Below are 11203 nucleotides of genomic sequence, written 5' to 3'. Positions count from 1 at the left end.
GAGTAGGCCTTGGCCACGTCCCGCTCTAACACTTGGCGATAGGCTGCCCGGACCACCTCGGCTTTTTCCCGACCGGAAAGTCCTGGCCGCATCACGTAGCGGCTAGGCGAGGCGGCCGCCTCGGCGTAGGTTGCCGGAAGCTGGAGCCCTTGGGCCACCCCACTGCCGGGGCGGAGGCGGGGTGAGGGGCCACTCTCGGAGAGCTCCTGGAGCAGGACATTGAAACAGTCCACCACCAACTGGCGGCTCTCCGGATCGTCCTGGAACGCGGACGCCGCCGCGGCACGCATTTCTTGCAGGGCCAGCAGCGTGGCGGGAATGGAGCAGCCTTTCTCCAGCACCTCCCTCAATCCACGGGCATTGACCACCAGAATGCTGGGATCACCGGCCACGACGGCATAGCCCACATAGCGCAGGAACCAGCCCAAATCCCGCAGGGACTTAGTCATGCGCTCCTTGCCGTAGCGGGAGACGTCAATGGGGGCGAAGCCTGACGGGGTGACCACTGCCACATCCCCCGCCTGGCGAAAGTTCTCCACCAGGCGGGTGAACACGCCCCGGCTGGAACCGGTCGGCTGGGCAAACGTCTCGACAGAGCGGTCAAAGGCTTTCTGTTCTGACCGACCTTCCGGGAAGGCTGACCCCACACCAGGCACGGCTGCAAGGCGACTCGGGGGCTCTTCCAGATAAGCCAGGGGTGTTCCGCCCGAGAAAATACGGTTTGCCGCCTGGGCGATGATGGCGCCGGCATTGGCGGCAAGGCGACGGGCAACGTCAACCCGTTGCTGCCCACCCTGGAAAAAATTGATCAGCCGATCCAACTCAGTGCGATTGGGGAAGCGATCCTGCTGTTCAGCCTGACGCAGGCTGGAAAGCGGCAGGGTGTCATACAGTTGCGGTGAAACGCTACTGCTGCCACTGCTGACGGTCACGGTCATGAAGGAAAGGCTCCGATGCAGCCACGGCCTGATGGCTCAGACCTTCTGTGCCAAAACGCTACGCTGTCCCTGTGGGAAGTCAGAGGATCATTGAACAAATGTTTGCAGCACCGGGGGTGTCTGGAGATGATTCCCCATTAACACTTATTGATTGGTGCCGCAATCTCCTCACCCCATGACCATGGCTGATGGGGCCACACCCCGGGTGCGCGACTTCTACAACGCGTTTCCCTATCCGCCAGACCCCCTGCAGGACGGTCCGCCACCGGGCTACAACTGGCGCTGGTGCTACGCCACCGCCTATAGCCACTGCACCGGTCAGGCACCTGATCCCCATCCCCGCCAGCCCCTCAACATTCTGGATGCTGGTTGTGGCTCCGGTGTGAGCAGTGATTACCTGGTGCATCTCAATCCCGACGCCCGGGTGACCGCCCTGGATATCAGCTCCAAGGCCCTGGCCGTGGCCCGGGAACGCCTGCGGCGCTCCGGCGGCGAGCAGCACATCCGCTTTCAGTGCATCAGTTTGCTGGAGGCTCCGTCCCTGGGGCGGTTTCAGCTCATCAATTCCGTCGGTGTTCTGCACCATATGGCGGATCCCGCCGCCGGCCTTGCGGCACTGGCCAGGGCCTTGGCGGACGGGGGCATCCTGCATCTGTTCCTCTATGCAGACGGAGGCCGCTGGGAGATTCACAGGACCCAGCAGGCTCTGGGACTGCTGGGGGTCCAGGCAGATGGAGCGGGGGTCCGGTTCGCCCGACAACTCATTGCCCGGTTGCCTGAGCACAACAGTATCCGGCAGCGTCATCAGCGGCGTTGGAACCTGGATACGGTCGATGACGCGGCCTTTGCCGACATGTATCTCCATCCCCAGGAAACCAGCTACACTCTGGAAAAGCTCTTCCGACTGGTGGAGGGTTGCGGGCTGAAGTTTCTGGGCTTCAGCAATCCCCGGATCTGGCGGTTGAACACCCTCCTGCAGGGGGAAGCCCTGGAGCGTGCCAGAGCTCTGCCGGATCGGCAGCAGTGGCAGCTTATTGAGGCTCTGAACACGGACATCAGCCACTTTGAGTTCTTCCTGGGGAAACCACCCCTGCCAACCCACACCTGGAATTGTGACGAGGACCTGTTGGCCGCCACCGCCCAGCGCAATCCCTGTCTGTGGGGGTGGCCCGGTGCGCGACTGCTGGACCCCGACCTGCAGCCCATGGATCTTGACCAGGAGGAAGTGAACCTGCTGAAAGCCATTGATGCCGCGCCGTCACAGCCGTTGCAGTCTCTGGTGGATGCTGCTGGCGACAGAAGTCAAAGGCGACTGGGGGAACAAGTCAGGGCACTCTGGCGGCGCAGATTGGTCCTGCTGTGTCCCACACCCAACTAAACCGGATGTTAGAGTTCCCCCGCATTTGCCTGTGAAGCAACCCTGTGGACAGAACGGAGGCGAACCACGGGCTAGCTATGGAAGTGTCTCCTGAAGATTTGCTTCAGGCCCATCAAACCAGCCTTTGGCGCGACCAGTTGCTCCGTCGTCTCGCTGGTCACAACCTGCCGCCCTCTCCCCTCGGAGACGGGGGCGGTTGGTCCCGGTTCACGCCATCTGTTGCCCAGTCCTCTTCACCTGCGAAGAACCCGGAGGAGAGACCCGGTCCGATGGCAGCGTTCTTCCGGCTTCGCCAACGGGTTCTCAGCCTGACACTGATCATCACCATCGGTGCCGGCCTGTTGACAGCCCTGGTCTGGGATCTGCACATATGCTTCAGCCTTCTTGCCGGCGCCACTGCGGGAATCCTCTACCTGCTTCTGCTTTCACGTTCCGTGGAACGGCTGGGCAAGCGCTCCAACAGGCTTGGGAAGGCGCACTTGGGTGTTCCCGTTCTGCTGTTCATTCTGGCCCTTCGGCTGCAAGGGCTGGATCTCTTGCCGGCCCTCCTCGGCTTTTTGCTTTACAAGCCGGCCATCTTGCTCATCGCCTTCGCCGATCTGACGGGTTCCGATGAGCCCACAACCTTCATTTCCGGTTCCCCACTTGCCTGAGTCATGCTGTTGCAGACCCTTCTTCCCCTTGCCGAAGCTCTCCCGGCCAGTGATCCCGAACTCATGGTTGAAGAAACCAATGGTCTGGAGATTGGCCAGCACTTTTACTGGCACCTGGGTCAACTAGATCTTCACGGTCAGATTTTCCTCAGTTCCTGGATTCTCATTGGCGCCCTGCTGACCATTGTGGTGGTGGGGACGCGCCGGATGGAGCGCAAGCCCGGGGGACTCCAAAATCTTCTGGAGTTCCTCTGGGACTACATCCGTAACCTTTCCCGGGAACAGATCGGCGAAGCAGCCTACCGGGACTGGATGCCCTTCGTTGGCACGCTGTTCCTGTTCATCTTTTTCTGTAACTGGGGAGGGGCCCTCGTGCCCTGGCGCCTGGTGCGCCTGCCCTCTGGTGAGTTGGGCGCCCCCACAGGAGACATTAACACCACTGTTGCCCTGGCCCTGCTGGTGTCCCTGGCCTACTTCTACGCCGGGCTGAGCCGCAAGGGACTGCGGTACTTCGAGTACTACGTGGAGCCCACCCCCATCATGCTCCCGTTCAAGATTGTCGAGGACTTCACCAAGCCCCTCTCCCTCTCCTTCCGTCTGTTCGGCAACATCATGGCCGATGAGCTCACCGTCTCTGTGCTGGTGCTGCTTCTGCCCCTGTTTGTGCCGTTGCCCATGATGTTTTTGGGCCTGTTCACCAGTGCCATTCAGGCCTTGATTTTTGCCACCCTGGCGGCCTACTACATTGGCGAGGCGGTTCACGAGGAGCACGCCTGAAGCGGATCCCTCCGTCGCTCACCATCACTGCGCGCGGTCCGAACGCCTCGGGCCCCTTCCCTGCCTTAGTAGGGATGTTCCAGGCGCGCCTCCAACACCCGCGTACCATCTGCGCACCCCCAACCATCATCCCCTCAATCATGGAATCTTTTATTCCCGCAGCATCCGTTGTCGCCGCCGGTCTGGCCGTTGGCCTAGGGGCCATTGGCCCCGGCATTGGCCAGGGCACCGCTGCTGGTGGGGCTGTTGAAGGCATTGCCCGTCAGCCTGAGGCCGAGGGAAAGATTCGCGGCACCCTGCTGCTCTCTTTTGCATTCATGGAATCTCTCACCATCTACGGCCTCGTGGTGGCCCTGGTGCTGCTGTTTGCCAACCCCTTCTCCTGAAGGTGAGCCAGCAGGGCGTTGCGGCCCAGGCTGTCTGAACTGCGCCCTGTGCTTGTCCTGAACCATCGTCCATCCCACGTCCCAATGATCAACTGGTTGTCACTGGCCGAGGCTCCTGTTCCTGAAGGCGGCCTCTTCGACTTTGATGCCACCTTGCCGTTGATGGCCATTCAGGTGGTGATCCTCACCTTCATCTTGAACAAGCTGTTCTTCCAGCCTGTTGGCAAGGTGGTTGAGGAGCGGGAAGGCTTTGTGACCACCAGCCACAAGGATGCCAAGGCACGACTGGCCCAGGTGCAACGCCTTGAAGACGATCTCAAGGCCCGGTTGCAAGAGGCCCGTCAAGAGGCCCAGGCTGTCATTACTGCGGCTGAAGACGAGGTGGCCACGCTTCATAAAGCCGCCTTGGCGGAAGCTAAGGCCTCGGCAATGAAGCTGAGGGAGGAGGCGCGAGCCGACATCAAAGCCCAGCGGTCGGCAGCCGACGTTGTTCTGGCTGAGGAGTCTCGTCGACTCGCCGACTTGATTATTCAGCGCCTGGTCGCCACCTGAATCCATATCATGCCCATCGTCGCCCCCATCACCATGGCCACCCCCCTCTTGCTGGCAACAGAAGGTTTTGGCATTGACCTTGACATCCTCAACGACAATCTGGTCAATCTGGCCATCCTCATCCCCATTCTGGTCTGGTTCTTGAAGGGATTCCTCGGTGGCATCCTCTCCCGCCGCCGTGAGGCCATCCTCCAGGATCTCAACGAGGCGGAATCCCGCTTTGCTGAAGCGACAGCCCAGTTTGAGAAGGCTCAGGCCGAGTTGGCTGCCGCTCGGGAAACAGCCCAAACAATTCTCAGGGACGGCCAAGCCCGCGCCGATGCCATTCGTGCCGAAGGGGAGCAGCGCACCATCGCCGAGATGGCTCGCCTTCAGGAGGAAGCCAAGGCCGATACGGACAGCGAAGCACGGCGCATCAGCAACGAACTGCGCCGTAGCACCGCTGAGCAAGCCATCGCCCTGGCCCTTCAGGATCTTCCCAAAGCCCTTCCCCCCAAGAAGCAGGCAAAGCTTCTGGCGGCCACCATCAACTCTCTCGGCTAGACGATGCCCCTTCTCAATACCATCGCCACGCCTTACGCCGAAGCGCTGCTGCAAATCGGCAATCAGCAGGGCACCAGCGATGATCTTGCCGCTGATGCCGAGGCCGTTCTTGAACTCTGGACAACCTCGGACCTCCTGCGAGATGCTCTGGGCTCCCCAATTCTTGAACCGGACACCAAAAAAGCTGTCATCACGGCACTGTTTCAGGAAAAGGACGTGGTCCAGCAAGCAGCCAGCCTCAACCTGCTCAAGCTGCTGGCTGATCGCCAGCGCCTCAGCTTGACGGGCGCGATTTTTGAGCGCTTCCTGGAGCTTTACCGCAAGGCCAAAGGCATTGCCCTGGCTCAGGTGACCAGCGCGACTCGGCTCACCCCGGAACAGGAAAACCAGCTCAAGCAAAAGGTTCAGGCCATGGCGGGTAGTGCTGCTGTGGAGTGCTCCATCACTGTTGATCCTTCTCTAATCGGTGGTCTGATTGTGCGCATCGGCTCCCAGGTTGTCGATGCCAGCCTGGCCGGACAAGTCCGTCGTCTCGGCCTCAGCCTTGCCAAAGCCACCTGAGTCTTCTCCCCCAACCCCAACTGCCCTTCCCACCTCCCCGCCATGGTTTCCATCCGTCCTGACGAGATCAGCACCATCCTCAAACAGCAAATTGAGGACTACGACAAATCCGTCTCCGTCAGCAATGTCGGCACCGTTTTGCAGGTGGGCGACGGCATTGCACGGATCTATGGCCTGGAACAGGCCATGGCGGGCGAACTGCTGGAATTTGCAGATGGCACGGAAGGTATTGCTCTGAATCTGGAGAGTGACAACGTGGGCGCCGTGCTCATGGGGGAAGGCCACGGCATTTCCGAGGGCAGCAGCGTCGAGGCCACAGGCAAAATTGCCTCCGTTCCCGTCGGTGACGCCATGTTGGGACGGGTGGTCAATGCCCTTGGCGAGCCTGTGGACGGCAAAGGGGCCATTGAAACCACGGCCACCCGTCTGATTGAGTCTTCGGCGCCCGGCATCATCCAGCGCCGCTCCGTCCATGAGCCCATGCAGACCGGCATCACGGCCATCGATGCCATGATTCCCATCGGTCGGGGCCAGAGGGAACTGATCATCGGTGATCGCCAGACCGGGAAAACCGCCATTGCCATTGACACGATTCTGAACCAAGCGGATCAGGACATGATTTGTGTCTATGTGGCTATTGGCCAGAAGGCGGCCTCCGTGGCCAACGTGGTGCAGGTGCTGCGGGAGCGGGGCGCCTTGGCCTACACCGTGGTAGTGGCTGCCAATGCCTCGGAGCCTGCCGCCCTCCAATACCTGGCCCCCTATGCCGGTGCGGCCATTGCCGAGCACTTCATGTACGACGGCAAGGCCACCCTGGTGATCTACGACGACCTCTCCAAACAGGCCCAGGCCTATCGCCAGATGTCTCTGCTGCTGCGCCGTCCCCCCGGACGGGAAGCCTATCCCGGCGATATCTTCTACTGCCACAGCCGCCTCCTGGAGCGGGCCGCAAAGTTGAGCGACGCCATGGGCAAAGGCTCCATGACTGCCCTGCCCATCATCGAGACCCAGGCTGGGGACGTGTCGGCCTACATTCCCACCAACGTGATCTCCATCACCGATGGTCAGATTTTCCTCTCCTCAGACCTGTTCAATTCCGGTCTTCGCCCAGCCATCAACGTGGGCATCTCCGTGAGCCGCGTGGGCGGCGCCGCCCAGACCAAAGCCATCAAGAAAATTGCCGGCACGTTGAAGCTGGAATTGGCCCAGGCGGCCGAGTTGGCGGCCTTCTCCCAGTTTGCCTCGGACCTGGATGCCGCCACCCGGGCCCAGTTGGATCGCGGCGCACGGCTGCGGGAAATGCTGAAGCAGCCCCAGTTCAGCCCCTTGATCCTGGCGGAGCAGGTGGCCCTGGTCTATGCAGGAACCAAAGGTCTCCTGGATGACGTCCCTGTGGAGCGGATTCAGGGCTTTGTGCGGGAGCTGCGCGACTACCTCAAGACCAGCGCCAAGGACTTTGTCGAGGAGATCCAGACCAAGCGGGTCATGTCCGCGGCGGCGGAGGACAAGCTCAAGGCCGCCATCGAGACGGTCAAGTCCACCATGCTGGCTGCTGCTTGATCCGGCCAGGTCCTCACCACTTCGCTGAACCATGGCCAATCTCAAACAGATCAGAGACCGGATCAACTCGGTCAAAAACACCCGCAAGATCACCGAGGCCATGCGCCTCGTTGCAGCAGCGAAGGTGCGCCGCGCCCAGGAGCAGGTGTTGCGCAGCCGCCCCTTCGCTGATCGCCTGGCGCGGGTCCTGGAAAATCTCCAGTCCCAAATGGCTTTTGAAGCCGTCGATGCTCCCCTGCTGGAGCAGCGTGAGGTACGCACCGTTACCCTGGTCTCCATTGCCGGTGACCGGGGGCTCTGCGGCGGCTACAACGCCAATGTCATCAAGCGTACAGAGGAACGCCACCGGGAGTTGACGGCCAAGGGGCTGAAGGTGAACCTCTTGCTGGTGGGACGTAAGGTGAATGCCTACTTTGGCCGCCGGGACTACCACGTTGTGGACAGCATCGAAAACCTGGAGCAGGTGCCCACTTCATCTGAGGCTGACCACATTGCCAGTTCCCTGTTGCCCTTGTTTCAAGGCCGCAGCAGTGACCGGGTGGAAGGAATCTACACCAAGTTCATCAACCTGGTGAGTTCCAAGCCCGTGGTGCAAACCCTCCTGCCTCTGGATCCCCAGGGCATTGCCACGGTGGACGACGAGATGTTCCGTCTCACCAGCAAGGGGGGCGCCATGGAGGTGGAGCGTGGCTCACTCCCCAACACCCAGCCCAAACTGCCCTCCGCCATGGTCTTTGAGCAGACCCCTGCCCAACTGCTGAACGCACTCCTGCCCCTCTACGTGCAGAACCAAGTGTTGCGTTCTCTGCAAGAAGCAGCCGCCTCGGAACTGGCCAGCCGCATGACGGCCATGAACAACGCCAGTGACAATGCCAAGGCCCTGGCGAAAACCCTCACGTTGGACTACAACAAAGCCAGGCAGGCAGCCATCACCCAGGAAATTCTTGAGGTGGTGGGCGGTGCTGCCGCCATGGGTTGAGCTGGCCAATGGACACCTTCACCGTCACTGTTCATCTGGAAGGAAAGGTCCACACCTTCCCCTGCCGTGGGGATGAAACGGTGTTGGCCGCAGCGGAAGCGGCCGGAGTTGTTCTGCCCTGTTCCTGCTGCACAGGACTCTGCACCACCTGTGCCGCCCTGCTCAAGCAGGGCCGTGTGGTGCAGCCCGATGCCATGGGTGTGCGGGATCATTTGCAGGAGAAAGGCTTTACCCTGCTGTGTGTGGCGTATCCTCGCAGCGATCTGCAACTGGATGGCGGCCAGGAGGATACCCTGTATGAAGCCCAGTTCGGTCAATACCAGACATGACCGCTGGTGGTGGGCCCGTGACGGGCACCGGTCATTCCACACCGCGGTTGCAGAAGCTCTCTCTGGAGTTGATTCTGGAGCCCGGCCCTTTGCTGGATCCCATTGAAAAGGCCTTGGCTCAACACGGCGCACCATTGCGTTGGGCCATTACTACCTGTACAGCGTTACCAGAGGGACAGCGCTTGATCCGGCTGGAGGCCATGGTGCTCCACTGCACCCCATAGCCATGGGCGCGCCACCCATGCCCACGGTGCTGATCATCCCCACCGGGATTGGCTGTCAGCAGGGAGGTTTTGCCGGGGATGGTCTGCCGGTGGCGCGCCTTCTGGCGGCCGCCAGTGGCTGCCTGGTCACCCACCCCAACGTGCTGAATGCCGCAGTCCTGTACTGGCCTGATGACCGCATCCATTACACGGAGGGTTGGGCACTGGATCGCTTTTGCCAAAGGCAGACGGCCCTGCGGCCCCACCATCGCCATTGCCTGGGTTTGCTGCTGGATGGTGGTCTGGAGCCGGAATTGCTGGAACGCCACCGCCAAGTGGCTGCCGCGGCACGGTTCAGCCTGGGGTTGTCCATCGGTCCTGAGGTGGTTACACCGGAGCCCCTCGGGGTGTGCCTGGAGCAGGGGGCAAGTGGTATGAGCTGGGGTGGGGTGAACCGCGTTGACCTGCTGCTGGATGCTGGCCGCCTGCTTCAAAACCGCGGCGCCACGGCCGTGGCTGTGGTCACCCGCTTTCCCGATGAGTCTCCCACGTCTTCCCCGTTGCAGAACTACCGCCATGGCAGGGGGGTGGATGCCCTGGCCGGGGCCGAGGCAGTGATCAGCCACCTGCTGGTGCGGGAGTTGGGTCTGCCCTGCGCCCATGCCCCGGCTGTACGCCCACTGCCCTTGCTGTCGGACGTGGATCCCCGTGCAGCGGCTGAGGAGTTGGGCTACACCTTTCTACCGTCCGTGTTGGCGGGGCTGAGTCGGGCGCCCCGGCTCATCCCTGCCGCTGCCGCCCGGATGGGTGATCTGTTGGCCTGTCAAGTGGGCGCCCTGGTGGCGCCCCACGGCGCCCTGGGTGGGGCAGCGGTTCTGGCGGCGTCTGAGCGGGGGATCCCGATCCTGGCGGTTCATAATCCCTCCCAACTGGAAGTCACGGCAGAAGCCTTGGGCTTGGAAGGGGTGATTCACGTTGCCAATTACCAGGAAGCTGCCGGCGTGGTGCTGAGCCTGCGGGAAGGTTTGGATCCCGGTGCGTTTCAACGTCCCCTGGGGCAAACTGGACCTGAACGAACCAGGGGCTGATGCTCAGGACACCCCAGTTGTGCATTGTGCAGACCATTGCGCGGGAGGGGCCTGGTCTCATTGGCGCCCTGGCCATGGAGCGCGGTTGGCAACTTCAGGTGACGCAACTCTGGACCGATCAACCCCTGCCCCAGCCACAACAGGGCCAAGCGTTCCTGCTCCTGGGGGGACCGGCCAGCGCCAATGATGGCCATGGACGCATCCCGGAGTTGGTCCGTCTCTGCCAATACTTGCTGGCGCAGCGCATTCCCGCCATGGGCATCTGTCTGGGCTTGCAGGTGCTGGCCAAGGCCAGGGGGGGTGTGATCCGTGCTGCTCGGCAACGGGAGCTGGGTTGGCTAGATCCCCAGGGGCAACCATGGACACTGCATCAAACCCCTGCCGGTCGCCGCCATCCCCTCCTGCGCGGTGTACCCGACCCTTTACCGGTGTTTCAGCTTCATGGGGAAGAGGTGGTTCCGGAGCGTTCGGTTGAGACCATGGCCAGCAGCCCTCTCTGCCACAACCAGATTGCGGCCCTTGGCCCGGCGGCCTATGGGGTGCAGGGCCACATGGAACTGGACCAAGCCATGGTGGAGCACTGGTTTGCCGAGGATGACGACCTGCGCCCCATTGCCCACCAGGCCCGGTTCAGCCAGGCTGGCCTGGAGGCCCTGATGCCCGTTGGCCGGACGCTTTACGGGAACTGGTTGACCCTGGCGTCCCGGCGATTGGCCTCCGATCCCGCCATTTCCGGTGACGAGGTGAAGTGGACGCCATGATCAGGCACCAGCGCTGGCTTGCTCTCCTGCCCCTGGCCAGCCTCGGCTACCTCGTCGCCCGTGGCCAGGGGGTTCACCTGCCGGGGATCATCTGCCCTTTCCGCAGCATCACCGGAGTTCCCTGCCCCACCTGCCATCTCACTCGCTCAGCCATGGCCAGTCTGCGGGGAGACCTGGGCCTGGCGTTGCATCATCATGTCTTCGGGCCGCCCCTGGTGGCCTGGCTGGGCTGGGCTGCCTGGCGTTCCCTGCGGCAAGGCCGCCTGGCACTGCCGTTGCCGCCCTCCGGTGGCGCCATGGCTGTGCTCCTGACGCTTTTGCTGGCCTACTGGGTGTTGCGGGTGGCGGGCTGGACCCTGCTGGGCTGGAACACCTTCCCCGCCAGTTGAACTCAGGCAAGCTCCTGGGCGCGAACCAGCCCTTTGTGGTGGATGTAGTTTTGCATGTAGAGCGCCGTCATTGGCAACACTGCCAGGACGGGGAGAAAACAGAGCA

Annotated in this window: 14 protein-coding genes and 1 pseudogene; 14 read left to right on the top strand and 1 reads right to left on the bottom strand. The window is 62.2% G+C overall.

Annotation, left to right across the window (positions count from 1 at the left end; translation table 11 throughout):
- Window positions 1–938, bottom strand: a pseudogene (locus FLM9_RS04320) (phycobilisome rod-core linker polypeptide); the annotation flags it as partial.
- Between the two features lie 175 nt (window positions 939–1113).
- On the opposite strand from FLM9_RS04320, the gene FLM9_RS04315 reads away from it, so the two are divergent.
- The 14 genes from FLM9_RS04315 (at window position 1114) to FLM9_RS04250 (ending at window position 11097) form a co-directional block, all read left to right on the top strand.
- Window positions 1114–2316, top strand: coding sequence for a class I SAM-dependent methyltransferase (locus tag FLM9_RS04315; RefSeq protein ID WP_074457424.1), 1203 nt, complete (start codon window positions 1114–1116; stop codon window positions 2314–2316).
- Window positions 2317–2585: 269 nt separating this feature from the next.
- Window positions 2586–2969 (top strand): hypothetical protein, encoded by a 384-nt coding sequence (locus tag FLM9_RS04310; protein WP_074457423.1) that lies wholly within the window; start codon window positions 2586–2588, stop codon window positions 2967–2969.
- A gap of 63 nt (window positions 2970–3032) precedes the next feature.
- On the top strand, window positions 3033–3746 hold the full coding sequence (gene atpB / locus FLM9_RS04305) for a F0F1 ATP synthase subunit A (RefSeq protein WP_074457427.1): 714 nt from the start codon (window positions 3033–3035) through the stop codon (window positions 3744–3746).
- Between the two features lie 140 nt (window positions 3747–3886).
- A complete protein-coding gene (gene atpE, locus FLM9_RS04300) occupies window positions 3887–4132 on the top strand; it encodes an ATP synthase F0 subunit C (RefSeq protein WP_025781200.1) in 246 nt (81 codons plus the stop codon).
- A gap of 87 nt (window positions 4133–4219) precedes the next feature.
- Window positions 4220–4684 (top strand): F0F1 ATP synthase subunit B', encoded by a 465-nt coding sequence (locus FLM9_RS04295; RefSeq protein WP_074457426.1) that lies wholly within the window; start codon window positions 4220–4222, stop codon window positions 4682–4684.
- Window positions 4685–4693: 9 nt separating this feature from the next.
- Window positions 4694–5227, top strand: a complete 534-nt coding sequence (locus FLM9_RS04290) for a F0F1 ATP synthase subunit B (protein WP_102135474.1) — start codon at window positions 4694–4696, stop codon at window positions 5225–5227.
- Between the two features lie 3 nt (window positions 5228–5230).
- Window positions 5231–5788 carry an ATP synthase F1 subunit delta gene (gene atpH / locus FLM9_RS04285; protein ID WP_074457422.1) on the top strand — a complete coding sequence of 186 codons (558 nt, stop codon included), beginning with the start codon at window positions 5231–5233 and terminating at the stop codon, window positions 5786–5788.
- A 42-nt stretch (window positions 5789–5830) separates the two neighbouring features.
- Window positions 5831–7348, top strand: coding sequence for a F0F1 ATP synthase subunit alpha (gene atpA, locus FLM9_RS04280; RefSeq protein ID WP_074457421.1), 1518 nt, complete (start codon window positions 5831–5833; stop codon window positions 7346–7348).
- Between the two features lie 31 nt (window positions 7349–7379).
- Complete coding sequence (locus FLM9_RS04275; RefSeq protein WP_074457420.1) at window positions 7380–8327, top strand: F0F1 ATP synthase subunit gamma; 948 nt, start codon at window positions 7380–7382, stop codon at window positions 8325–8327.
- Between the two features lie 8 nt (window positions 8328–8335).
- Window positions 8336–8656, top strand: a complete 321-nt coding sequence (locus FLM9_RS04270; RefSeq protein WP_102135473.1) for a 2Fe-2S iron-sulfur cluster-binding protein — start codon at window positions 8336–8338, stop codon at window positions 8654–8656.
- Between the two features lie 17 nt (window positions 8657–8673).
- The gene (locus tag FLM9_RS04265; protein ID WP_143324597.1) at window positions 8674–8880 is read left to right on the top strand and encodes a DUF8621 family protein; all 207 of its coding nucleotides are present in this window, start codon (window positions 8674–8676) and stop codon (window positions 8878–8880) included.
- A gap of 2 nt (window positions 8881–8882) precedes the next feature.
- Window positions 8883–9947, top strand: coding sequence for a DUF3326 domain-containing protein (locus tag FLM9_RS04260; protein WP_074457417.1), 1065 nt, complete (start codon window positions 8883–8885; stop codon window positions 9945–9947).
- Window positions 9947–10708, top strand: a complete 762-nt coding sequence (locus FLM9_RS04255) for a type 1 glutamine amidotransferase (protein WP_074457416.1) — start codon at window positions 9947–9949, stop codon at window positions 10706–10708. Before FLM9_RS04260 ends, FLM9_RS04255 begins: the two co-directional genes overlap by 1 nt.
- Window positions 10705–11097: a DUF2752 domain-containing protein gene (locus tag FLM9_RS04250; RefSeq protein ID WP_074457415.1), complete on the top strand. Its 393-nt coding sequence runs from the start codon at window positions 10705–10707 to the stop codon at window positions 11095–11097. Before FLM9_RS04255 ends, FLM9_RS04250 begins: the two co-directional genes overlap by 4 nt.
- The last annotated feature ends 106 nt before the right edge of the window (window positions 11098–11203 follow it).

This window comes from Candidatus Synechococcus spongiarum (genome assembly GCF_900047545.1).
GTDB lineage: Bacteria > Cyanobacteriota > Cyanobacteriia > PCC-6307 > Cyanobiaceae > Synechococcus_B > Synechococcus_B spongiarum_C.
The sequence above is the reverse complement of the archived record's forward strand: the minus strand, read 5'-3'. Positions and strand labels throughout refer to the sequence as shown.

What these genes read in the sequence shown, in the direction of transcription:
- FLM9_RS04315 (WP_074457424.1), top strand. Translation starts at nt 1,114, where the DNA reads ATGACCATGGCTGATGGGGCCACACCCCGGGTGCGCGACTTCTACAAC.
- FLM9_RS04310 (WP_074457423.1), top strand. Translation starts at nt 2,586, where the DNA reads ATGGCAGCGTTCTTCCGGCTTCGCCAACGGGTTCTCAGCCTGACACTG.
- atpB (WP_074457427.1), top strand. Translation starts at nt 3,033, where the DNA reads ATGGTTGAAGAAACCAATGGTCTGGAGATTGGCCAGCACTTTTACTGG.
- atpE (WP_025781200.1), top strand. Translation starts at nt 3,887, where the DNA reads ATGGAATCTTTTATTCCCGCAGCATCCGTTGTCGCCGCCGGTCTGGCC.
- FLM9_RS04290 (WP_102135474.1), top strand. Translation starts at nt 4,694, where the DNA reads ATGCCCATCGTCGCCCCCATCACCATGGCCACCCCCCTCTTGCTGGCA.
- atpH (WP_074457422.1), top strand. Translation starts at nt 5,231, where the DNA reads ATGCCCCTTCTCAATACCATCGCCACGCCTTACGCCGAAGCGCTGCTG.
- atpA (WP_074457421.1), top strand. Translation starts at nt 5,831, where the DNA reads ATGGTTTCCATCCGTCCTGACGAGATCAGCACCATCCTCAAACAGCAA.
- FLM9_RS04275 (WP_074457420.1), top strand. Translation starts at nt 7,380, where the DNA reads ATGGCCAATCTCAAACAGATCAGAGACCGGATCAACTCGGTCAAAAAC.
- FLM9_RS04270 (WP_102135473.1), top strand. Translation starts at nt 8,336, where the DNA reads ATGGACACCTTCACCGTCACTGTTCATCTGGAAGGAAAGGTCCACACC.
- FLM9_RS04260 (WP_074457417.1), top strand. Translation starts at nt 8,883, where the DNA reads ATGGGCGCGCCACCCATGCCCACGGTGCTGATCATCCCCACCGGGATT.
- FLM9_RS04255 (WP_074457416.1), top strand. Translation starts at nt 9,947, where the DNA reads ATGCTCAGGACACCCCAGTTGTGCATTGTGCAGACCATTGCGCGGGAG.
- FLM9_RS04250 (WP_074457415.1), top strand. Translation starts at nt 10,705, where the DNA reads ATGATCAGGCACCAGCGCTGGCTTGCTCTCCTGCCCCTGGCCAGCCTC.